Annotated in this window: 18 protein-coding genes and 2 pseudogenes; 16 read left to right on the top strand and 4 right to left on the bottom strand. The window is 72.5% G+C overall.

Translation table 11 applies throughout. The features are described 5' to 3' along the window. Positions 1-204: 204 nt before the first annotated feature. The 12 genes and pseudogenes from CCZ36_RS29610 to CCZ36_RS37050 all read left to right on the top strand — a co-directional run bounded on the left by CCZ36_RS29610 (position 205) and on the right by CCZ36_RS37050 (position 10608). Positions 205-1044 (top strand): GntR family transcriptional regulator, encoded by an 840-nt coding sequence (locus CCZ36_RS29610; RefSeq protein ID WP_069736747.1) that lies wholly within the window; start codon positions 205-207, stop codon positions 1042-1044. Between the two features lie 123 nt (positions 1045-1167). After that, positions 1168-2361 carry a lactonase family protein gene (locus CCZ36_RS29615; protein WP_128818962.1) on the top strand — a complete coding sequence of 398 codons (1194 nt, stop codon included), beginning with the start codon at positions 1168-1170 and terminating at the stop codon, positions 2359-2361. A gap of 110 nt (positions 2362-2471) precedes the next feature. Beyond that, complete coding sequence (locus tag CCZ36_RS29620) at positions 2472-2723, top strand: hypothetical protein (RefSeq protein WP_079149510.1); 252 nt, start codon at positions 2472-2474, stop codon at positions 2721-2723. Then, positions 2720-3118 (top strand): helix-turn-helix domain-containing protein, encoded by a 399-nt coding sequence (locus CCZ36_RS29625; RefSeq protein ID WP_069736750.1) that lies wholly within the window; start codon positions 2720-2722, stop codon positions 3116-3118. The genes CCZ36_RS29620 and CCZ36_RS29625 overlap by 4 nt, the downstream gene beginning before the upstream one ends. 164 nt (positions 3119-3282) lie before the next feature. Continuing rightward, positions 3283-3819, top strand: a complete 537-nt coding sequence (gene uraD / locus CCZ36_RS29630; RefSeq protein ID WP_069736751.1) for a 2-oxo-4-hydroxy-4-carboxy-5-ureidoimidazoline decarboxylase — start codon at positions 3283-3285, stop codon at positions 3817-3819. 20 nt (positions 3820-3839) lie between these two features. Next, on the top strand, positions 3840-4229 hold the full coding sequence (gene uraH, locus CCZ36_RS29635; RefSeq protein ID WP_128818963.1) for a hydroxyisourate hydrolase: 390 nt from the start codon (positions 3840-3842) through the stop codon (positions 4227-4229). A gap of 7 nt (positions 4230-4236) precedes the next feature. Continuing rightward, the gene (gene pucL, locus CCZ36_RS29640) at positions 4237-5160 is read left to right on the top strand and encodes a factor-independent urate hydroxylase (protein WP_069736753.1); all 924 of its coding nucleotides are present in this window, start codon (positions 4237-4239) and stop codon (positions 5158-5160) included. Positions 5161-5228: 68 nt separating this feature from the next. Next, complete coding sequence (locus tag CCZ36_RS29645) at positions 5229-6632, top strand: nucleobase:cation symporter-2 family protein (RefSeq protein ID WP_069736754.1); 1404 nt, start codon at positions 5229-5231, stop codon at positions 6630-6632. Between the two features lie 45 nt (positions 6633-6677). Beyond that, positions 6678-8066 carry an 8-oxoguanine deaminase gene (locus tag CCZ36_RS29650; RefSeq protein ID WP_069736755.1) on the top strand — a complete coding sequence of 463 codons (1389 nt, stop codon included), beginning with the start codon at positions 6678-6680 and terminating at the stop codon, positions 8064-8066. 285 nt (positions 8067-8351) lie between these two features. Then, positions 8352-9812 carry a nucleobase:cation symporter-2 family protein gene (locus tag CCZ36_RS29655; RefSeq protein ID WP_128818964.1) on the top strand — a complete coding sequence of 487 codons (1461 nt, stop codon included), beginning with the start codon at positions 8352-8354 and terminating at the stop codon, positions 9810-9812. Between the two features lie 113 nt (positions 9813-9925). After that, positions 9926-10477, top strand: a pseudogene (locus CCZ36_RS29660) (alpha/beta fold hydrolase); the annotation flags it as partial. Then, positions 10471-10608, top strand: a complete 138-nt coding sequence (locus CCZ36_RS37050) for an alpha/beta fold hydrolase (RefSeq protein WP_443069825.1) — start codon at positions 10471-10473, stop codon at positions 10606-10608. The pseudogene CCZ36_RS29660 and the gene CCZ36_RS37050, both read left to right, overlap by 7 nt. A 30-nt stretch (positions 10609-10638) precedes the next feature. Here CCZ36_RS37050 and CCZ36_RS29665 read toward each other — a convergent pair whose 3' ends face one another. After that, complete coding sequence (locus CCZ36_RS29665; protein ID WP_128818965.1) at positions 10639-11298, bottom strand: TIGR03086 family metal-binding protein; 660 nt, start codon at positions 11296-11298, stop codon at positions 10639-10641. 160 nt (positions 11299-11458) lie between these two features. Between CCZ36_RS29665 and CCZ36_RS29670 the strand changes: the two are divergent. The 3 genes and pseudogenes from CCZ36_RS29670 (at position 11459) to CCZ36_RS29680 (ending at position 13431) form a co-directional block, all read left to right on the top strand. After that, positions 11459-12449 (top strand): annotated as a pseudogene (locus tag CCZ36_RS29670) (fibronectin type III domain-containing protein). 129 nt (positions 12450-12578) lie between these two features. After that, entirely contained in the window at positions 12579-13208 is a 630-nt protein-coding gene (locus tag CCZ36_RS29675; protein WP_237302864.1) for a DUF6338 family protein, read from the top strand. A 49-nt stretch (positions 13209-13257) separates the two neighbouring features. Next, entirely contained in the window at positions 13258-13431 is a 174-nt protein-coding gene (locus tag CCZ36_RS29680) for a hypothetical protein (protein ID WP_234427991.1), read from the top strand. A gap of 41 nt (positions 13432-13472) precedes the next feature. On the opposite strand, the gene CCZ36_RS36715 is transcribed toward CCZ36_RS29680, so the two are convergent. The 3 genes from CCZ36_RS36715 to CCZ36_RS29705 all read right to left on the bottom strand — a co-directional run bounded on the left by CCZ36_RS36715 (position 13473) and on the right by CCZ36_RS29705 (position 21257). After that, the gene (locus CCZ36_RS36715; protein WP_335755850.1) at positions 13473-14267 is read right to left on the bottom strand and encodes a CHAT domain-containing protein; all 795 of its coding nucleotides are present in this window, start codon (positions 14265-14267) and stop codon (positions 13473-13475) included. A gap of 4469 nt (positions 14268-18736) precedes the next feature. Continuing rightward, on the bottom strand, positions 18737-20356 hold the full coding sequence (gene aceB, locus CCZ36_RS29700) for a malate synthase A (protein ID WP_128818967.1): 1620 nt from the start codon (positions 20354-20356) through the stop codon (positions 18737-18739). Between the two features lie 283 nt (positions 20357-20639). Beyond that, a complete protein-coding gene (locus tag CCZ36_RS29705) occupies positions 20640-21257 on the bottom strand; it encodes a nucleotidyltransferase family protein (RefSeq protein ID WP_237302762.1) in 618 nt (205 codons plus the stop codon). Between the two features lie 215 nt (positions 21258-21472). Between CCZ36_RS29705 and CCZ36_RS29710 the strand changes: the two genes are divergently transcribed. Continuing rightward, positions 21473-21775, top strand: a complete 303-nt coding sequence (locus CCZ36_RS29710; protein WP_069736765.1) for a DUF5955 family protein — start codon at positions 21473-21475, stop codon at positions 21773-21775. The last annotated feature ends 2 nt before the right edge of the window (positions 21776-21777 follow it).

A 21777-nucleotide genomic window follows, 5' to 3' on the forward strand; every position in this document is an offset into this window, starting at 1 on the left:
CTCGCCTGTCGGTGGTGGATGAAGGTGGCATAGACCAATGAGGTCGTCAACCCCCTGCGTACAAGGGCAACTTGGTGATCTCGACGTAACGTGAGCGACCGAGCCGTTCGCCGTGAGCGCTACACTTCGCCTGACCAGCAGGCCAGTTGGGGTGGCGACTTGGTCAACTGGTAAGGAAAGATGCACCCGTCGGGAGGGGAGACCATGGACGCGGACGTGCCGGGAACGGTGCTCAAACGGGAGCGGGCCCGCGATGCCGTACTGGAGCTGATCGAGTCGCGCAGCCCCGGGGACGCGATTCCCTCCGAGCGCGCCCTGTGCGCCCTGCTCGGCGTCTCCCGGCCCACCGTGCGCGCGGCGGTCGACGAGCTCGTCGCCGCCGGGCTCCTGGTGCGCGAACACGGCCGGGGCATGTTCGTCGCCCCCGCCAAGATCACCCAGGAGCTGGTCGCCGGGGACCGGGCGCTCAGCGTCCCGCAGGCGGCCGGCGCCTGGTCGAGCCGACTGCTGGAGTTCACCACGCTTCAGGCGGGGGCCCGCGTCGGCCGCAAGCTGCGCATGTCACCCGCCGCCGAGATCGTCTACGTGGCCCGGCTGCGGCTGGTCGACGGGGCGCCGATGGCCATCGAGCATCTGCACATCCGGGCGGAGCTGGTGCCGGGGCTCAGCGCGCAGGAGCTGGAGAGCGGCGATCTCTACGAGCATTTGCGCGCCACCCACGGTGTGCACGTCCACGAGGCGGTCCAGGCGATCGAGCCCACCGTCGTCACCCGCGCCGAGGCCGGGCTGCTCGACGTTCCGGAGCTGTCCCCGGCGCTGCTCTTCGAGCGGCTCACCTCCGACACCACCGGCCGTCCGGTGGAGTACGTCCACTCGCTGTACCGGGGCGACCGCTACCGGATCGTCTCCAGGCTCGCGCTCGGACCGGCGGCCGAGGTCGCCCCCGACCCGGAGGGACACCACCCGGGCATCCCGCCCGGCGACTTCGCGCACGGCGACGCCATCGCCTCGTCGACCAGGGGGGACATTCAGGTGGGCGGCTGACCGACGGGTCCGACTGCCGTTGCGCAGAACGCAACTCATGTTGCGCCTCTTGCCGTGCGGGCGTCGGCGGTCCAGGGTGGCGGACGCATCCGAAGCAGCCGAACCCCACCCGAGGTGCCTCGCATGAAGTCATCCCCCCACTCGTACTCCGGCCCCGATCGCCCCGACCCCGCGCTCACCGGCCGTCGCGGCTTCCTCGGCGGCCTGCTGGCCACAGCCGCCCTGGCGGCCGCGGGGGCCGCCCCCGCCCACGCGGCCGCCCGGTCCGCCGTCCCGCTCGCCACCCGCCCGCTGCTCCTCGGCACGTACACCTCCGAGGCGGGAGGCGGGACCGGCATCGGCGCCGCCGCGTACGACACGGCCACCGGCGCGCTCACCCCGGGCCCCGTGATCACCGGCGTCGACAACCCCTCCTACCTGGCCCTCCACCCCTCCGGCTGCACCGTCTACGCGGTCGCCGAGCAGGACGCGGGCGCGGTCACCGCCGTGGGAATCGCACCGGACGGGGCGTACGAGGTGCTCGGCAGCCGCTCCACCGGCGGCTCCGGGACCACCCACCTCTCCGTCCACCCGTCCGGGCGCTGGCTGCTCAGCGCGGACTACGGCTCCGGCAGCGTCGCCGTGCATCCGATCGCCGAGGACGGCTCGCTCGGAGAGCGCACCGACCTGCTCACCCACAGCTCACCGCCGCCCGGACCCGGCCAGGGCGGGCCGCACGCCCACCAGATCGTCACCACCCCCGACGGTGGCCATGTCCTCGCCGTCGACCTGGGCACCGACACCGTGTACACGTACACGCTGGACGAGACCGCCGGGACGCTCACCGAGGTTTCCCGCGCCGCCCTGGCGCCCGGCTCCGGCCCCCGCCACCTCGCCTTCCACCCCGGCGGGCGCTTCGCCTACCTGGCCTGCGAGCTGGACGACACCCTGGTCGTCTGCGCGTACGATCCCGCCACCGGCGCCCTCACGCCGGGACCCGGCCAGTCCACCGGCACGGGATCCGTCACCGGCTACCCCTCCCAGCCGGTCGTCACGGGCGACGGGGCGTACGTCTACCTCGCCAACCGGGGCCCCAACAGCCTCACCCGTTACGCGGTGGAGGGCGACGGGGCGGACCTGCGGCTGCTGGACACCGTGCCCGTCGGCGGCGACTGGCCCCGGCAGCTCGCCCTGTCCCCGGACAGCTCCCTGCTCTTCGCCGCCAACCAGCGCTCCTCCACCGTCACCGTCTTCGGCATCGGCCCCGACGGCTCCCTCACCGCCGTCGGCGACCCCTTCCCGGCACCGGTAGCGGTCTGTGTCCTGCCACTGCCGTGACCACCGCCGTACGGGGCCCCGCGCACACCGGGGGCGGGGTCCGGGGCAGCGGTTACAGTCGTGGCCGAGCCGCGCGCCCGCACCCGCGGCGAGGACATCAAGGAGGCACAGTGCGCTTGAGGGTGGAATTCACCACCGAGCCCTTCGATCTCGACGAGGCGCCCCCCCACGCGGTGGTGGCCCGGGAGGTGATCCAGGGCGCCGAGCTGGACGCCGTCGACGTCGGCCCCTTCGGCAACACCGCGGAAGGCGGCGCGGACGAGGTGCTCACCGCCGTGGACTCCCTGCTGCGCCAGGCCCTCGCCTCCGGCGCCACCCGGGTCTCGCTCCAGGTGAACGTGATCGAGGAGGAGGTCCGGTGACCGAATCCGCCGATCACGTTCCGGTCACCGTCGACCACCCCTTCGTATCGGCCGTCAAGCCGCTCGTCGACGCGATGGGCGCCGAGCTGCTGGGCCCCGAGCAGGCTCAGCCGGACGATGTGGTGCTCGCCTGGGAGGGCCAGGACGTCATAGCCGTACGACTGCCCCAGCTCTCCGACTCGCTGGACCACATCCTCGCCGCGATGGAGCGACGGCACGGGATGCCGCTCGCCGACCTGGACCGGAAGGCCAAGCAGAGCGTCGTCCGGGCCCTGGAGGCACGCGGTGCCTTCTCCGTGCGCCATGGAGTGGAGACCGTGGCCGGCGCCCTGGGCGTCTCCAGATTCACCGTGTACAACTACCTCAACAGGGAACATACGGCCAAGGGCGAGTAGTTGGCCCAACCCGCCGAACACGCAGGAAGGCCGCCGTCCGCATGCCGGGACGGCGGCTTTCTTCGTTCGCGAGATTTCAACAAAGTGTTGACGTCGTGTTGCGGAGGGCGTTAGCTATCCGCAGCCCGAACAACGCACAGCGAAAAACAGCCACGGAGGCTCCCGTGACTTCGAGCTCCACACCGGGCCTCACCCGGTTCAACACCCTGGCGGACGACGAGGCCACCCCCGCACTGCACGAGGTGTGTGCCAGTGCGGCCTGGGGAGACACCATCCTCGCCGGGCGTCCGTACGCCACCGAGGAAGCCCTGCTCTCCGCGAGCGACGCCGCCACGGCGCGGCTCACCGCGGCGGACCTGGCCGACGCGATGGCGGGCCACCCGCCGATCGGCCGCCCGAAGCCCGGCGACCCGACCTCCTCCCGTGAGCAGCGGGGGATGGCCGGCGCCTCCGAGGAGCTCAAGACCGAGATGCTCGAACTGAACCTGGCCTACCAGGAGCGGTTCGGACATGTCTTCCTGATCTGCGCCACCGGCGCCACCGGTGAGCAGATGCGCGACGCGGTGAAGTCCCGGATCGGGAACTCGCCCGAGCAGGAGCAGGAGATCGTGCGCACCGAACTGGGCAAGATCAACCGCATCCGGCTGACCCGTCTCGTGACGGAGGCCCTCGCAGAGGACGCTCCCGCACAGGACTCTTGAGATCTAGGAGAGTGACGGTCTTGAGTACCGACACGATCGCATCGGTGTCCACCCACATCCTGGACACCAGCATCGGCCGCCCCGCCGCGTCCGTCGCCGTCTCGCTCGCCGCCCGCAGCGGAAGCGGCGCGCCGTACGTCACGCTCGGAGCGTCCGCCACTGATGCGGACGGGCGTTGCAAGGACCTCCCGGCACTGCCGGAGGGCACCACCCATGTCCGTCTCGAATTCGACACCGAGACGTACTTTTCCAAGAAGCAAGCCGAGGCGCAGCAGGACGCCCCCCGCGTAAGGGACAGCGGCGCGTTCTTCCCGGAAGTGACGATCGCCTTCGCGGTCGTCCCGGGCGAGCACTATCACGTACCGCTGCTGCTCAACCCGTTCGGCTACTCCGTTTACCGAGGGAGCTAGCACCGACATGCCCACGATTCTCGGCCAGAACCAGTACGGCAAAGCAGAGAACCGCGTCGTAAAGATCACGCGGGACGGCGACACCCACCACATCAAGGACCTGAACGTCTCGGTCGCCCTCTCCGGCGACATGGACGACGTCCACTACTCCGGCTCCAACGCCAACGTCCTGCCGACCGACACCACCAAGAACACGGTGTTCGCGTTCGCCAAGGAGCACGGGATCGAGTCCGCCGAGCAGTTCGGCATCCACCTCGCCCGGCACTTCGTCTCCTCGCAGGAGCCGATCCACCGCGCCCGCATCCGGATCGAGGAGTACGCCTGGGAGCGCATCGCCACCTCCGAGGGCAACTCCAAGTTCATCGGCGCCGACGAGGTCAAGCACTCCTTCGCCCGCAAGGGCCAGGAGACCCGCGTCTCCCAGATCACCTACGACGGTGAGAACTGGGAGGTCATCTCGGGCCTCAAGGACCTCACGGTGATGAACTCGACCAACTCCGAGTTCTGGGGCTACGTCAAGGACAAGTACACGACGCTGAAGGAGGCGTACGACCGCATCCTGGCGACCGACGTCTCCGCGCGCTGGCGCTACAACTGGACCAGCGACGAGCAGCGCATGCCGAACTGGGAGAAGTCCTACGAGCAGGCGCGCAAGCACATGCTCCAGGCCTTCGCCGAGACGTACTCCCTCTCGCTCCAGCAGACCCTGTACCAGATGGGCTCGCGCATCATCAACAGCCGCAGCGAGATCGACGAGATCCGCTTCTCGCTGCCGAACAACCACCACTTCCTGGTGGACCTCGAACCGTTCGGCCTCAAGAACGACAATGAGGTCTACTTCGCGGCGGACCGTCCCTACGGTCTCATCGAGGCCACCGTGCTCCGGGACGGCGTCGAGCCGAAGATCCCGGTCGACATGACCAACCTCTGACGCGGCACTGAACCGGCCGCCGACCGCGTAACGACGGGCGGCGGCCGGTCATCCCGGAGGGAACACCCATGGCACAGCCTGCAACGGGGCCGGCCGAAAGCCCAGGCAAAGCCCCCTCGAAAACTCTCGTCGACCCGGCAGTTCACCCGGTCGACGAAAAGCTCCCCGCCGCGCGGCTCGTCCCCGCAGCGCTCCAGCACATCGCCGCCATGTACGCGGGCGTCGTCACCCCTCCGCTGATCATCGGCCAGGCCGCCGGCCTGGACACCGCCGGCATGACCCGGCTCATCGCGGCCGGCCTCCTGATCGCCGGTCTCGCCACCATCCTGCAGACCGTCGGTCTCGGCCGCTTCGCCGGAAACCGGCTCCCCTTCGTCAACGCCGCCTCCTCCGCCGGGATCGCGCCGATGCTCGCCATCGCCGAGACCAGCGCACCGGGCCATCAACTCCCCGCGATCTACGGGGCGGTGCTCGTCGCCGGAGTGTTCTGCCTGGCCGTCGGCCCCTTCTTCGGGCGGTTGCTGCGCTTCTTCCCGCCGCTCGTCACCGGCGTGGTCATCACGCTCATCGGCGTCACCCTGATGCCCGTGCCCGTCGCCTGGGCGCAGGGCGGCGACGCCACCGCCGACGACTTCGGCGCCATGAAGTACCTGGCGCTGGCCGCCTTCACGCTCGTCGTCATCCTGCTCGTCCAGCGTTTCGGGCGCGGCTTCCTCAAGCAAGTCGCCCTGCTGGTGGGCATGTTCGTCGGCACGCTGGCCGCGATCCCGTTCGGACTCGCCGACTTCTCCGCGCTGAAGTCCGCCCCGCTCGCCGCCCTGCCGTCCCCCTTCGCCTTCGGCGCGCCGGAGTTCCAGCCCGCCGCGATCCTCTCGCTCTGCATCGTCATGCTCGTCCTGATGACGGAGTCCTCCGCCGGGATGCTGGCCCTCGGCGAGATCTGCGAGCGCCGCACCGACGGGCGTACGATCACCCGCGGCCTGCGCACCGACGGCATCGCCACCCTCCTCGGCCCGGTCTTCGGCGGATTCCCGACCAGTGCGTTCGCCCAGAACGTCGGCGTCGTCTCGCTGACCCGCGTCCGCAGCCGGTACGTCGTCGCGGCGGCCGGCGGAGCCCTGCTGATCCTCGGCGCCTTCCCGGTGCTCGGCGCGGTCGTCTCGCTCGTCCCGATGCCCGTCCTCGGTGGCGCCGGCGTCGTCCTCTTCGGCTCGATCGCCGTGAGCGGCATCCGTACGCTCTCCGAGGCCGGCCTGGACGACAGCTCCAACATCATCCTGGTGGCCGTCGCGCTCGGCGCGGGCATCATCCCGCTCGCCGCGCCCACCTTCTACGCCGGTTTCCCGGCCTGGGCGCAGACCGTCCTCGGCTCCGGGATCAGCGCGGGAGCACTGGTCGCGGTCGTGCTCAACCTGTTCTTCCACCATCTCGGCACCCACAGCCGCAACGCTGTGGCACTCAAATCCTCCTAGGGTCCTGCCGTGCCCACATCGCCACAGAGAGAAGAAGGAAGCGCCATGGCAGCTTCGGCAGACCCTCAGCGCATCGTCATCGAGAACTGTTCGATCGCCACCGTCGACGCCCACGACACGGAGTACGCCTCCGGGTACATCGTCGTGGCGGACAACCGCATCGAGTCCGTCGGCGCGGGCAAGGCCCCGGAGGGCCTGACCGGTGTCGTCCGGCGCGTCGACGGCACCGGGCACCTCGCCACCCCCGGCCTGGTCAACACCCACCACCACTTCTACCAGTGGATCACCCGGGGCCTGGCCACCGACCACAACCTGTTCAACTGGCTGGTCGCCCTCTACCCGACCTGGGCGCGCATCGACGAGCCGATGGCCCGGGCCGCCGCGCAGGGCTCGCTCGCCATGCTGGCCCGCGGCGGTGTCACCACCGCCATGGACCACCACTACGTCTTCCCGCAGGGCTCCGGCGACCTGTCCGGGGCCATCATCGGGGCCGCCCGCGAGATGGGCGTACGGTTCACCCTCGCCCGGGGCTCCATGGACCGCAGCGAGAAGGACGGCGGGCTGCCGCCGGACTTCGCCGTCGAGACCCTGGAGGGCGCGCTCGCCGCCACCGAGGCGACGATCGACGCCCACCACGACGCCTCCTTCGACGCGATGACCCAGATCGCCGTCGCCCCCTGCTCGCCGTTCTCGGTCTCCACCGAACTGATGCGCCAGGGCGCCGAGCTGGCCCGCCGCAAGGGCGTGCGGCTGCACACGCACGGCTCGGAGACCGTCGAGGAGGAGCAGTTCTGCAAGGAACTGTTCGGCATGGGCCCGACCGAGTACTTCGAGTCGACCGGCTGGCTCGGCAGCGATGTGTGGATGGCCCACTGCGTCCACATGAACGACTCGGACATCGCCGCCTTCGCCCGTACGGGGACCGGCGTCGCCCACTGCCCCTCCTCCAACGCCCGCCTCGCCGCCGGTATCGCCCGGGTCCCCGACATGCTCGCCGCCGGCGTGCCCGTCGGCCTCGGCGTGGACGGCACCGCCTCCAACGAGTCCGGCGAACTCCACACCGAGCTGCGCAACGCGCTGCTCATCAACCGCCTCGGCGCACACCGCGAGGCCGCCCTGAACGCCCGTCAGGCCCTGCGCCTCGGGACCTTCGGCGGGGCCCAGGTCCTGGGCCGCGCCGACCAGATCGGCTCCCTGGAGGCCGGCAAGCTCGCCGACCTCGTCCTCTGGAAGCTGGACACCCTGGCCCACTCCTCGATCGCCGACCCGGTGACCGCGCTCATCTTCGGCGCGGCCGCCCCGGTGACCCTCTCCCTCGTCGACGGCAAGCCGGTCGTCGAGGGCAACCACCTCACCACGGTGGACGAGGACGCCATCGCCCGCGTCACCCGCGACGAGGCCCGCCGCCTCGCGCAGATCGCCGCCGGGGCCTGACCCCGCGCGGTATCCCCGACCGGCCGGTCTCGGGGGACGGCCCGAGACCGGCCGCCGTGGACCCGAGCGGGGCCCACGGCAGCCGGTCCGGCGGACGCGCACCCCATGGTGCGCGTCCGCCGGACCGGTGATGAACGCTGCCCGCACACACCCCCGGTGCGCGCCCCGTACCCCCCTCTGCACGACCTGCACCACCTGAGAGAGCCAAGCTCCGCCGCACCACTTACGCACCACCTCCCTGACACCCGCGTCGCCGACGACGCGTAACCGACCGGAGGAACCGCCGTGGCCGCTAAGCCCAGGTTTCGCAAAGACGCAGACGCAGCCGCCCCCGACGTGACGGACGACGCCGTCGCGGAAGGATCGGTTGACGGCCGGAAACATCCGGTCGACGAGACCCTTCCCCCACTGAAGATGTTCACCAGCGGCCTCCAGCACGTGGCCGCCATGTACGCGGGCGTGGTGGCCCCGCCGCTCATCGTGGGGCCGGCCGTCGGCCTCACCGCCAAGGAGACCGCCTTCCTCATGGGGGCGAGCCTCTTCACCGCGGGGATCGCCACCCTGCTCCAGACCATCGGCTTCTGGAAGGTCGGCGCCCGGCTGCCCTTCGTCAACGGCGTCTCGTTCGCCGGCGTCGCCCCGATGATCGCGATAGGCAAGGACCGGGGGCACGACGGGATAGCCGTCATCTTCGGCGCGATCATCGTGGCGAGCCTTCTGGGCTTCGTCCTCGCCCCGTACTTCTGCAAACTGGTCCGCTTCTTCCCGCCGGTCGTCACGGGCACCGTGATCACCCTGATCGGCGTCTCGCTCCTGCCGGTCGCCTTCAACTGGTCCCAGGGCGGCAACGCCACGGCCGACGACTACGGTTCGATGACCAACATCACCATGGCCGCCGTGACCCTGGTCATCGTGCTGGCCCTGCGCAAGCTGCTGCGCGGCTTCCTCCAGCAGATCGCGATCCTGCTCGGCCTGATCCTCGGCACCCTGATCGCCATCCCGGCGGGCATCACCGACTTCAGCGCCATCAAGAACGCCGACGTCGTCGGCTTCCCGACCCCGTTCGCCTTCGGCGCCCCGCAGTTCGAGATCGCCGCCATCATCTCCATGTGCATCGTGATGCTCGTCTGCATGACCGAGTCCACGGCGGACATGCTGGCCCTCGGTAAAATCGTCGGCCGCCCGGCGGACGAGAAGATCATCGAGGGCGGTCTGCGCGCCGACACCCTCGGCAGCGCCATCAGCCCGCTCTTCAACGGCTTCATGTGCAGCGCCTTCGCCCAGAACGTCGGCCTCGTCGCCATGACGAAGATCCGCAGCCGCTTCGTCGTCGCGGTCGGCGGCGGCATCCTGATCCTGCTCGGTCTCGTCCCGGTCGCGGCCTCGGTCATCGCCCTCGTGCCGCTGCCGGTCCTCGGCGGCGCGGGCATCGTCCTGTTCGGCACGGTCGCGGCCAGCGGCATCCAGACCCTGGCCACCGCCGCCATGGAGAAGGGCGAGAACGCGCTGATCGTGGCGGCTTCCCTCGGGATCGGCCTGATCCCCATCGCCGCGCCGCAGTTCTACCACGCCTTCCCCGAGGACCTGCTGGTCGTCCTCGACTCGGGCATCTCCACCGGCTGTGTGGTGGCGATCGTGCTGAACCTCGCCTTCAATCACGTCGGCCGCAAGCCTGACGCGGCGGACGAGGAGCCGGCGAACGGCGAACACGTGGTGCCGGCGGCCGCCGGGGTGGGCGTCCACTGACCCACGCCCCCGACAGCGGCCCGGTGGGACCCCGCACGGTCCCGCCGGGCCGGCGCACGTCCGGGGCGGGGCCTGTGGCGCGGGCCCCCGCCCGTCGGCTGTAGCGTCAGAGCATGGAAGATCAGTCTGTTGTGGATGTCGGCGATGTGCGCCTCGCGTACCGCGCCTGGGGCGACGCGTTCGGCTCGCCCGTCGTGCTGCTGCACGGCCTCGGCGGTTCGGCCGCGAACTGGGAGGCGGCCGGGACCCTGCTCGGCCAGGAGTGGCGGGTCTACGCCCTGGACCTGCGCGGCCACGGCGAGAGCGACTGGCCCGACGACTACGACCTGGAGCTGATGGCCGAGGACGTCGTGGGCTTCCTCGACGAACTGGAGCTGGACCGGGTCGGGCTCGTCGGCCACGGCATGGGCGGCGTCGTCGCCCGGCTGGTGGCCCAGGAGCACTCCGACCGGGTGGAGCGGCTGGTGCTGGTGGAGACCCCGGCCCCGTTCCCCGGCGACCCGGGCCCGGCCGGCCGCGCCGAGGGCCCGGTGGACTACGACGAGAACGCGGTCCCCGCCGTACGGGACCAGCTCGCCGACCCCGGCCCGGACGCGGCCGAGCACCTCGGCGACATCGTCTCCCCGACCCTGATCATCACCGGGGCCCGGAGAGCGGGATGGAACAGCACCGCCAGGCCGACGTGGCCTCCCTCGTCCCGGACTGCCGTCTGGTCACGGTCCCGGGCGGCCACCGCATGCACGAGACCCGGGCGGACCAGGTGGCCGCGCACATCACGGAGTTCTTCACCAGCTGAGGGGGCCCCGCCCCTGTGCGGCGGCGGCCGCTATCGGTCGCCCGGCCGCCAGTCCGGGCGTCGGCCGCTGAGCCCGATCACCCGGTCCAGCAGCGGGGCATCGGCCGGCACCGGGACGGGCGGCGCGAAAATGCCCCCGCGGTCCGGGTCGTCCTCGTCCGGGGCGAGCAGCGCCTCGCACGACCGCAGCTCGGCCTCGCCCGCCGCGTACGGCTGCCCGGTCGAGCGGGCCAGGTCCCAGCCGTGGATCACGAGTTCGTTGAGCGCCACGGCCCCGGCCACCTCGCCGGGCAGCTCGATCCCGCCCGCCCGGGTCATGCCCGTCCAGGCGTCGGGCGCGCGCCAGGCCGCCGCCACCTCCTCCAGCCGCCGGGGCAGCACCTCGCGCCAGTCGTCGTCGAGGAGGACGGGGAGGGCCGCGTCGGGGGAGGCGGCCGTGCTCGGCCCGAGGTCCTTGCGGGCGGCGTCGCGGAAGGCGGTGGCCAGCCCGGTGAGATGGCCGAGCAGCTCCCGTACGGCGTAGTCGGGGCAGGGGGTGGGGCCGTCCAGCGCGCCGTCGCCGACCGGACCGAGCAGTTCGGCGATCCGCCGGGCGGCCGGCTCCAGATCGGGAAGGGCGGCGGCCGTCCTGCGCGTACTCGACGCGACGGTCTCGTGCGCGGCCGAAGCGGGGTTCTCGTGCGTATCCATACAGGGAAGACCCCGTCCCCACCGGAAACTCATCGGTCGACGGGCCGCCCCGGACCGGCGGGCGGGCGGCGCAACCCGGCACATAGCGGAAGGTTCCCGGCCGGACTCTTGTCGGCGGGCCCCACGTCATGTCATACAGGTCTGGACCATTGCTGTCCGGATGGAAGGCACCACCGTGCAACGCCCCCACATATCTGCCGCGTTGGCCTGTTCCGCCCTGCTCCTCACCCCCCCTCTCCGCCTGCGGTGGTTCCGCCGAAGCCGACACCCAGCCGCCCGGCACCCCGGCGAACGTCACCGCCCAGGCCAGCAGCTCCACCTCCGTGCACGTCATGTGGAAGGCCGCCCCCGACGACGAGAAGGTCGCCGGCTACGAGGTCTACCGGGGAAAGAGCAAGGTCAAGAGCGTCCCGGCGTCGAAGACCATGATCGACGTCAACGGTCTGACGGCCTCGACGGACTACACCTTCAGCGTCCGGGCCAAGGACACGGCCGGGAACCTCTCCGCGCCCAGCAAGGCCGTCCCCGTCACCACCCAGGCCACCCCGCCCAAGGACGACGAGCCCCCCACCACCCCGGCGAAGCTGACGGGCCGCGCCGACGGCAGCCGTGGAGCCACGCTCACCTGGGGCGCGGCCAAGGACGACGTCGGTGTCACCTCATACGACATCTACCAGGAGGACTCCCGGATCCACAGCGTCCCCGCCTCCGAGACCACGGCCGAACTCACGGGGCTGCGCCCGGGGACCGTCTACACCTTCACCGTCCGGGCCCGCGACGCCTCCGACAAGTCCTCGGCCGACAGCAACACCCTCGACCTCACCACCGCGTCCGCGCCCGGCGCCCCCGCGAGCACCGCCCCCACCGGGCTGCGGACCGAAGTCGGCAAGGAGGGCGGCCTGTTCACCCTGGACCTGTCCTGGGACCAGCCCGACACGGGCGGCACCATCCCCGCCTACGAGCTGTACATGAACGGCAAGCTGACCACCACCATCGTCTGGGGCGGTACGCCCCCCGAGGGCCGTGCCACCTACCGGCTCGACCTCCCCGACCCGGCGGGCACCCGCTACTCGGTGAAGCTCAGGGCCAAGCTCCCGGACGGCACGTGGGGTGACTTCTCGGCCCAGCGGACGGTGGTCCTGGCGGACTGACATCCGGCGGGGCCTTCCGGGGCCCTCGGGGGCTTGGGCCGGCCGGGGTCCATGGGCCATCCTGGGGCGGCGGCGACGCTGCCGCGGCGATGAGCACGGGGGTGCGGCACCACGATGGTTCCGGGAACAGTGGGGCAGTTGGCCATTCTGCTGGTCCTCGTGCTGCCCGGGTTCTTCTACCAGGCGGTGCGGGAACGGCTGCGCGGCTCCCTCGCCAGCGAGCAGGAGCCGCAGAACCGGCTGGTGCGCGCCATCGCCGCGGGCGCCCTGCTCGACACCGTCTACGCGGTGGTCGCCGGGCCGTGGCTGGTGCGGCTGCTGGCCGGGGGAGGGGACGGGCCGGTGGCCGGGGTGCTGCGTCAGCCGCGCCAGGCGGGGCTCGCCGCGCTGCTGCTGATCGTCGCCGTGCCCTCCGCGCTGGCCTGGGCGGAGGCGGTGTGGTGGCGACGGCGCGCCCGGGCGCGGTACGAACCGACGCCGACCGCCTGGGACGCCCTCTTCCGCGACCGGGGATCGTGCTTCGTCCGGGTGCGCCTCAAAAGCGGTCTGTGGGTCGGGGGCTGGCTCGGTTCGCGGTCGGCCGTCTCGGCCTATCCGCAGCCGGGTGACCTCTATCTTCAGGCCCAGTACCGGATGGGGCCCGACGGCTCGTTCCTCGGGAAGGTGCCGGGCACCGCCGGCGTGTATGTGCGGGCGGCCGATGTGGACGTGCTGGAGGTGCTGCTGCCGCCGTCCGCGTCAGCGGCCGGAGGGGAGTGACTGACCGATGGCGAAGGCAGCGGGGACGGGCCGAGGCGGGGAGGACGGCATGAGTGACGATGCCGAACTGGCCGCCCTCGTAGCGGAGTTCTCCTTCCGCAAGACCTATCGGCCCACCGACGACCTGGCCGAGCCGGACGAGCTGCCGCACGGGCCGTCGGGCACCGCGCTGGGGGAGGGGGCCCCGACCGCCCGGGGAGCCGGCGAGCCGGACGGGCCCTGAAGGCGGGCGGGGCCGCGTCGCCCCGTCGTGGAGAGCCGCCCTCAGGGGCCCGTGTGGATATGGGCCGCCCACAGGTGGGGCGCCTGTGGGTAGCGGTCGCGCAGGGCCCTGACCGGGTGGTGCAGGGCCGTGGCCGGACCGATCGGGCGGCCCCGGTCGAGATCCGCCGCGAGCGCCGCGTAGAACTCCTCGGTGAGCCGGGTCGCCAGCTTGTCGGCGACGGGCCACAACGTGCCGATCACATGCGGGTATCCGGCCAGTTGGAAGGAGGAGGCCAGCTGGACCGCCTCGTCGGACAGCCTGATGCCGCCCTGGGCGGCCGAGCAGGCGGACAGTACGGCGAGCTCCGGGCTGCCGGGGCGCTGGGCCGCCGCGTCGGAGACGGTGAGCCGGCCGTCGTACAGGACCAGCCCGCTTCGCGACGGATCGAACGGCTCGTTGACTCCGTGGCAGCTGAAGTGGACCCAGGGGTGGGCCTCCAGCGCCCGGCCGACCGCCGCCACGGTGGCCTCGGGCCCGGCCAGCAGCCTCCCCCGGGGAACAGCTCCCCGAGCAGCTCCACCTCCCGCGCGACGCCCGCCAGCGGCGCGGCCCCCGGCGTCTCGGCGAGGGCCACGACCAGCGGGGAGGGGCGTGCGGCGCCACCGGGGGCGGGGCGGTCGCGGCCCCCGGAGGCGAGGCCGTCGCGGGCCCGCACCAGGGCGCGCACGGTCGGGGTGTACGAGGAGACGGCACGGTCGAGAACCCAGGTCCCGGAGTCCGCCGCGCCGCGCCCGGCGGCGTGCAGCGGCAGGAAGGACAGCAGACCGGTGGCGCACCACCACACCCGGGGCCACGGATCGCCCTCGTGCGGTACGGAGTCGAGCCCGAGGTGCTCCAGCACGGGTGCGGCCACGGCGTCCCAGAGCCAGCCCAGCGTTCCCGAGAGGCGGCGCATCATCGCGACGGCCTCGTCGACGCCTCGTTCCCCGTACGCCGTGTCGATCCCCCCGACGAACTCCGCCGCCCGCGCCTCGACGTCCCGCAGCGTGAGGCGGGGCAGGGGCACCACGTCGATGCCGGCGTCGGCGGTCACGACCAGGGCGTCGCAGCGGAAGGCGCTGACGTTGACGACCACCACCGGCCCCTCGGCCGCGGAGGCGACCAGGTCGGCCACGGACGGCGGTCGCAGGAAACCGTCAAGACCCGGTAACGCCCTGATCTCCTCCAGAAGTTGCTCCCAGCGCCGGGCCAGTGCGAGCCGGTCCTCGGCGACCGCCGCCGCCTCACGGGCGGCGTCGGACGGGACCACCGTCGGCCCGCCGGGCCCGGAGCCCAGCACGGGGGAGGGGCGCGGCGGCCGGCTCAACCGTTCGCGTATCCGCTCGAACTCCGCCGCGAGGCCGGGAGCGACGGTGCGCAACCGCGACGCATCGGCCCGGTTCTCCAGCCCCTGGGCCAGCAGCACCCCCCGCCCCTGTTCGAGGAGGGTGAGCGCGCGTTCCGCCGCACCCGTCCCGATCGCCAGCGCGGCGGCGTCACTCGCCATGCCGTCGCTGAGCAGCAGCCGCGCCTCCTGGTCCGCGCGGGCGAGGCTGCGTGGTGCGATGCGGGGCAAGAGACCGACGGCGTAGGCGTACGCTTCCAGGCCGTCGGCCGTCCGCCCGGCATGGACCGAGGCCACCCCCCAGGCCTGGGCGGCCCGGAGCCGGGCGCCCAGATGGGTCACCGGGCTCCGGGCGCAGTCGCGGGCGACGTGGGCCGCCTCCGCCAGGTCGACCCGGTCTCCCAGCCGCCTCCGGTCCAGTTGCGCGGTCGCCAGCAGCAGTTGGGAGACACCGTGCAGGGCGTGGCCGGGGGAGGTGCCCGCGAGGGCCTCCCGGGCGGCGGCCTCCGCCCGGCGCAGGGCCTGCCGGACCGCCGCCCCGTCGGGTTCCCGCGCAGGACGGGCATCGGCCCGGCGGCCGGGAGCCAGGCGGGCGAAGGTCACGCAGGCGGTCGCGAGTTTCTGCAGGGCGAACGGGCGCGAGGGGTGGTCCGCACCGAACCCGGCGATCACCTCCTCGAGGATCCGCCGGGCCTCGTCGGCGGGACGCGGGTCCTGGTCCGACTGGGCTCGGTTGATCAGCAGGGCGCCCAGATTGACGGCGGCCGACTCGGCGCCCCAGCGGTCGCCGTGGGTCAGGGCCATCGCCTCGCGCAGCAACGCGACCGCCTCGTCGGCGACGGAGGCGTCGCCCACGGTCTCGTACCAACAGCGCAGGGCCTCGGCGAGGTTGTTGAGATGCAGGGACCGCTCCACCGCCGTCGGCGGGCTGTCGTCCACCGCACGGCGCAACACCGTCACGGCCTCGGCCAGCCAGACCCGGTTGCCGGAGAACAGGCCGCGGTCCATGAGGGCCCCGCCCAGATTCGTGAGCGCCATCCCCCGGCGTATGCGGGGCGTCTCGGCCGCGGCCTCGCGCAGGGTGCGGACGGCCAGGTCTCCGAGCGCCTCGTCCCCGCTCTCGACGGCCCGGGTCCACCGGATGAAGCCGAGTCCGGTGAGGACGCTGCCCCGCAGTCCGTGCGGTGTCGGCCGCGGCGAGTCCAGAACGGCCTGGTAGAGGCGCACGGCCTCCTCGCTCTGCCGCACGTCACGGCTGTGGCGGTAGAGGGCCCCCAGACTGTTGGCGAGGCCGAGCAGCGCCATCGGCGGGGGCGCGCCCCGCGCCACGGCAACCGCCTCCCGGTGCCACCGTACGGACTCCTCCAGCGGAGCGGGGTCGGAGGCGTGACGGGCGAGGTTGCGCAGCGCGTCGCCGAGGGCCGTGCGGCAGGCGGACCCGCCGTACCCGGACGGGTGGGAGGCGGCAACAGCCCTGCGCAGCACGGTGATGCCCTCGTCCAGCGCCCCGGTGTCCGAGCAGAACTCGGCACGCGCCATCAAAGTCTCACCGAGTCCCAGGAGCAGCCGGGCGGCGAAGGGGTCGGACGGCCTCGACAGGCCGACGGCCTCCCGCTGGGCGGCCACCGCCTCGCTCAGGAGCTCGGTCCGGGCGGACCACGCCACGATGTTCATCAGACCGAGGCCGACGTTCGCGTGCCGTACGGCTCGGTCGACGCGGGAGAGCGGCGCTCGCCGCAACTGCTCGCGGAACAGGCCCACCGCTTCCTCGCACAGGCCGACGTCCCCCGTCGCCTCCGCCCGTCTCATGAGGGCCTCGGCGTACTCCCCATGGCCGTCCCAGTACTCCGGGCCGCCGGTCCGGAGCCGCCCGAGCCCCCGCCGCATCTCGGCGGCCGCCCTGGGCCAGTCCCCGGCGTCCGCCCCGGCGCGCCGGGCCAGCGCCGCCCCGAGCGCGATACGCGTGGTGGCCTCGAAGTTCCTGGTGGGAGCGGGCAGGGCGAGGCACTTGTGGAAGCAGTCGACGGCCTCGGCGGCACCGTCGGCGTCGCCCGGGACCAACAGGCAGGCGCCGAGTGCCCGCAGGACCCGGGCCCGGTCGGCGGAGCGGGCCGGAACCTCCCCGGCGAGCTCCCGGAGGAGCGCCAGGGGGGCGTCGATGGCGCCGGGGTCGCCGGGCGACTCGTCCAGGCCGAGGCCCCCCGGATCCCAGAGGTTCCCGGCCCGCCGGGCGGCACGCCTTCCCAGCAGTTCCGCGAGGTGGGTGGCGAGCACGATCCGCCGGGGCACGTCGTCCGAGGGCACGGACTCGGTCGCGAGGCGGGCGTGGGTGACGGCCTCGTCCAGGTCGCCCATGGAGCCCTTCGTCGTGTACCGCGCGTCCAGCGCCCGGGAGAGCGTGAAGTGGGCGCGGGAGCGCAGCGGATGCCCGTCCGGAGCGCCGTCCAGAGCCTCACGGGCCGTGGCGCACGCCTCGTCGAGGAGGTCGGGGCGGCCCGCGTGCTCGGCGAAGCCGGACAACAGCAGTCCGAGGTTGATGAGATAGACGGTGCGCTCGAAGACGTTCGGGGCGGTGTCGGCCGCCAGGCGGCAGGCGGCCACGCCCTCCTCGTGGAGCCCGCCGTGCCCACCGGCCGCGACAGCTTCGGCGAAGAGGGCGACACCCAGGTCGGAGAGGAGTGCGGCCCGGTCGGCCACGATGGCGTCCGGCTCGCGGAGGGCCGTGCGCAGCAGCGCGATCCCCTCGGAGCGCAGCGCGGGTTCGTCCAGGCGGTCGGCGGCGAGGCAGAGCGCGGAACCGAGCGTGGCGCGGTGCTGTTCGCGGTGCGGGCTGTTCCCCGTGGCGAGGTCCACCGCCTTCCGCAGGGCGTCGACCGACTCCCGCAGGGCGTTCCCGTCGCCGGTCACATCGGCCCAGTTGCGGAGCGTGTGACCGAAGTTGCCGTGTCTGCGGGCCTGTTCGTCCCGGTCCCCCGGGGCACAGGCCACGGCGGCGCGCCCCGCGGCGACGGCGTCGGCGAGCGCCTGGCGTCCGGCGCCGTCCTGGAATCCGTAGAAGAGGACGAGCCCGAGGTCCGACAGGCAGATGCCCTGCTCCACGCTGCCCCCGCCGGAGGCGGTGGCGGCGTGCCGTAAGAGGACCTCCGCCCCGCGCAGCACCTCCGGGTCGCGGGCCTGCTGGAACACCGTCATCATCCCGACGCCGGCGTCGTACGCCAGACCGGGCTCGGTCGCGGCCCCCTCCGGCTCGCCCGCCAAGGTGGCGAAGACCGGGCGCAGCCCCTGCGGGACCCGGTCGGGATCCTGCTCGCGGATCACGGAGAACCGGAGCAGAGCGGTGGCGAGCGCCGCCCGGTCGGCCGAACCCCGTGCCGCGTAGCGGAAGAGATCGGCGATACCGAGCGCCAGAACGCCCAGGCCCCACGTGCTTCCGTCGGGCAGGGGGAGGCAGCCGAGCACCTCCTCGGCCGCCCGCGCGGCCTCCGGGCCGGTGAACCATTCCAGAACGCCCGGGTCGGCTTCCGCGCGCTCGGCCTGCCGGAGGATGAGGTGGGCGCAGTCCTCGGCCCTCGCCTGTGTCATCGCATTCCCGTCGCCCCGGCGCTCCCCGCGTGCTCTGCCGGCAAGGGGAACAGTCTGGTGAGTGCGGCCACCGCCACCATTCCCTCCGGGCTCACTTCGCAAAGGGTGCTGCTTTGCAAAGCACTTGGTCAAGCGAAAGGCATTGGTACTCCATGACCGGTCGGGCTCCGGGAGGCCACCGCGTGCGGCGCGCCCGAACTCTCCCGGCTGGTCGACGACAGGTCCGTCACGAACCGGGTGGTGCGGGGCGCGGGTCTCGCCGCCGGTCAGAACCGCCCCCGGCGCTGTGCGGTGCCGGGGGCGGTGGTGCGTCCGTCGGGACGCGACGGCGCGGGTGCTCGTACGTGACGGGACGGGTCAGCGCAGCTGCTCGTACGCGGGCAGGGTCAGGAAGTCCGCGTAGTCCTGGTCCAGGGAGACCTGGAGCAGGAGGTCGTGGGCCTGCTGCCACTTGCCGGCGGCGAAGGCCTCCTCGCCGATCTCCGCGCGGATCGCGGCCAGTTCCTCGGCGGCGACCTTGCGCGCCAGGTCGGCGGTGGCGTGCTCGCCGTTCTCGAAGACCACGTCCGCGTTGATCCACTGCCAGATCTGGGAGCGGGAGATCTCGGCGGTGGCCGCGTCCTCCATCAGGTTGAAGATGGCGACCGCGCCCAGGCCGCGCAGCCAGGCCTCGATGTAGCGGATGCCGACCGCGACGGCGTTGCGCAGGCCCTCGTACGTGGGGCTCGCGTCGAGCGAGTCGATGGCGATCAGGTCGCCCGCCGCCACCGAGACGTCCTCGCGCAGCCGGTCCTTCTGGTTCGGCTTCTCGCCGAGGACCGCGTCGAAGGAGGCCAGGGCGATCGGGACCAGGTCGGGGTGGGCGACCCAGGAGCCGTCGAAGCCGTCGTTGGCCTCGCGGTCCTTGTCCGCCTTGACCTTCTCGAAGGCCACCTTGTTGACCTCGGCGTCACGGCGCGAGGGGATGAAGGCCGCCATGCCGCCGATCGCGTGCGCGCCGCGCTTGTGGCAGGTGCGGACCAGGAGTTCGGTGTACGCCCGCATGAACGGGGCGGTCATCGTCACCGCGTTGCGGTCCGGCAGGACGAACTTGGCGCCGCCGTCACGGAAGTTCTTGACGATGGAGAAGAGGTAGTCCCAGCGGCCCGCGTTGAGCCCGGCGGCATGGTCGCGCAGCTCGTAGAGGATCTCCTCCATCTCGTACGCGGCGGTGATCGTCTCGATCAGGACGGTCGCGCGGACCGTGCCCTGCGGGATGCCGACGTAGTCCTGGGCGAAGACGAAGATGTCGTTCCAGAGACGGGCTTCCAGGTGCGACTCCGTCTTCGGCAGGTAGAAGTACGGGCCCTTGCCGAGGTCGATCAGGCGCTGCGCGTTGTGGAAGAAGTAGAGGCCGAAGTCGACCAGTGCGCCGGGCACGGAGACGCCGTCCAGCTGGAGGTGGCGCTCCTCCAGGTGCCAGCCGCGCGGGCGCATGACGACCGTGGCCAGCTCGTCGGCGGACTTCAGCGCGTACGACTTGCCGGACTTCGGGTCGGTGAAGTCGATGCGGCGCTCGTAGGCGTCGGTGAGGTTGAGCTGGCCGAGGACGACGTTCTCCCACGTGGGGGCGGACGCGTCCTCGAAGTCGGCGAGCCAGACCTTGGCGCCCGAGTTCAGGGCGTTGACGGTCATCTTGCGGTCGGTCGGACCGGTGATCTCCACCCGGCGGTCGTTCAAAGCCGCCGGGGCGGGCGCGACCTTCCAGGAGTCGTCCGCGCGGACCGCCGCCGTCTCGGGCAGGAAGTCCAGCGTGGAGGTGCGGGCGATCTCGGCGCGGCGCTCACCGCGCCTGGCGAGCAGCTCATTGCGGCGCGGGGTGAACTGCCGGTGCAGCTCGGCCACGAACGCGAGGGCCGCGTCGGTCAGGACCTCATCCTGCCGGGGCAGGGGCTCGGCATCGACGATGGCCAGCGTGGACGGCGCTGGTGCGGACATGAGCTGTCACTCCTTCAGCGGGCGGCGGCGTCTCGACGGCCGCCGGGTCGCCTGAGACGGCACGGCGTGCCATGGCTCCGAGATACGGCCGTGGGTGCCGTCTGAGGTTCAGAGGGCTTCTGACCAGTGGATAGTAGTTTCCTCATGGTGGAAGTTCAATGGTTTGTTGATGTCGAGATTCTCCGGGTCGACAGAAACGGGCCGACGGCGGCGCAGCGTGCCAGCGCGGCCACGGACTGTTGACCGCCTCCGGCGGGCCGCCCGCGGAGGCGGCGGTTCCGGGTCACTCCAGATGTCGGAGGTCCTGCGAGGTGTCGATGTCGTACGCCTCGGCCACATCCGAACACTCCACGAGCGTGATCGCATCGCGGTGCTCCCGCAGATAGCTCCGCGCCCCCTGGTCGCCGACGGCCGCCGCCGCGATGTCCGCCCACCGGTCCGCCCCGAACAGCACCGGATGGCTCCGTTCCCCGCCGTACGAGGCCGCCGCCAGGCTCATCCGCGAGCGGAACGCGAGGCGCACCCGCGCCACCGCCTCCGCGCCGATCCCCGGCTGATCGACCAGGAGGACGAGCGCCGCGTCCGCGTCGGTCGCGCTCAGGGCCGCCAGGCCCAGCCGGAGCGAGGAGCCCATACCCTCCTCCCAGCCCGGGTTCACGCTCACCGCACAGCCCGTGAGATCCGCCCGGGCCCGCACCTCCTCGGCCGCCGCCCCCAGCACCACATGCAGCGGGCCGCACCCGCCGTTGCGCAGGGAGCGCACCGCGTGCTCGATCAGCGGGCGGCCCCGCTGCTCCAGCAGCGCCTTCGGCCGGCCGCCGAGCCGACGGCCCCCTCCGGCGGCCAGCAGCACCCCCGCGACCTTGGGGTTCTTCGCCCTGCGCGGGCTGTCCGTCGCCATGTCGTCAACCATGAGGTCTGGATACCACTGAGTCCTTCGCACACGCGACACGCATGTCACCCTCAGGGGTAACCCCGATTTCTTTCCGTGGGCTGGCGCGCACTGCCTGTTATGGCGTTAACTTGCGGGCGAACCCGGGGACTTGGCCACCACCCCGGATTTCGGGGGAGACACCGGCACAAGGACGTGCGAGGGGGAGTGCTGTGTTGCGAAGCGTGGGACAGAAGCGGCTGACCGGCAGCGACGAGGACCCGAGGGTGGCCGAGCTGCGGATGGCCGTCTCGCGGCTGCGCCGGGAGCTGGCAGCCATCCGGACCGACTTCCCCGACCGGCCGATCGCCGAGGACGAGCTGGCGGCCCTGGACGCCATGGCCGTCAGCGGCGTGCCGGAGATCCCCCGGATGCGCCGTTCCCTGCTGCTGATCGCGGGGGCGATCGGCTCGGTGAGCGCGGTTGCGGCGGCCCTGCGCGAGGTGCGCAACGCGGTCGACCTCTTCGGCGAGCCCCCGCGCGGGTGAAC

The organism is Streptomyces sp. S063 (assembly GCF_002832675.1).
GTDB classification, from domain to species: domain Bacteria; phylum Actinomycetota; class Actinomycetes; order Streptomycetales; family Streptomycetaceae; genus Streptomyces; species Streptomyces sindenensis.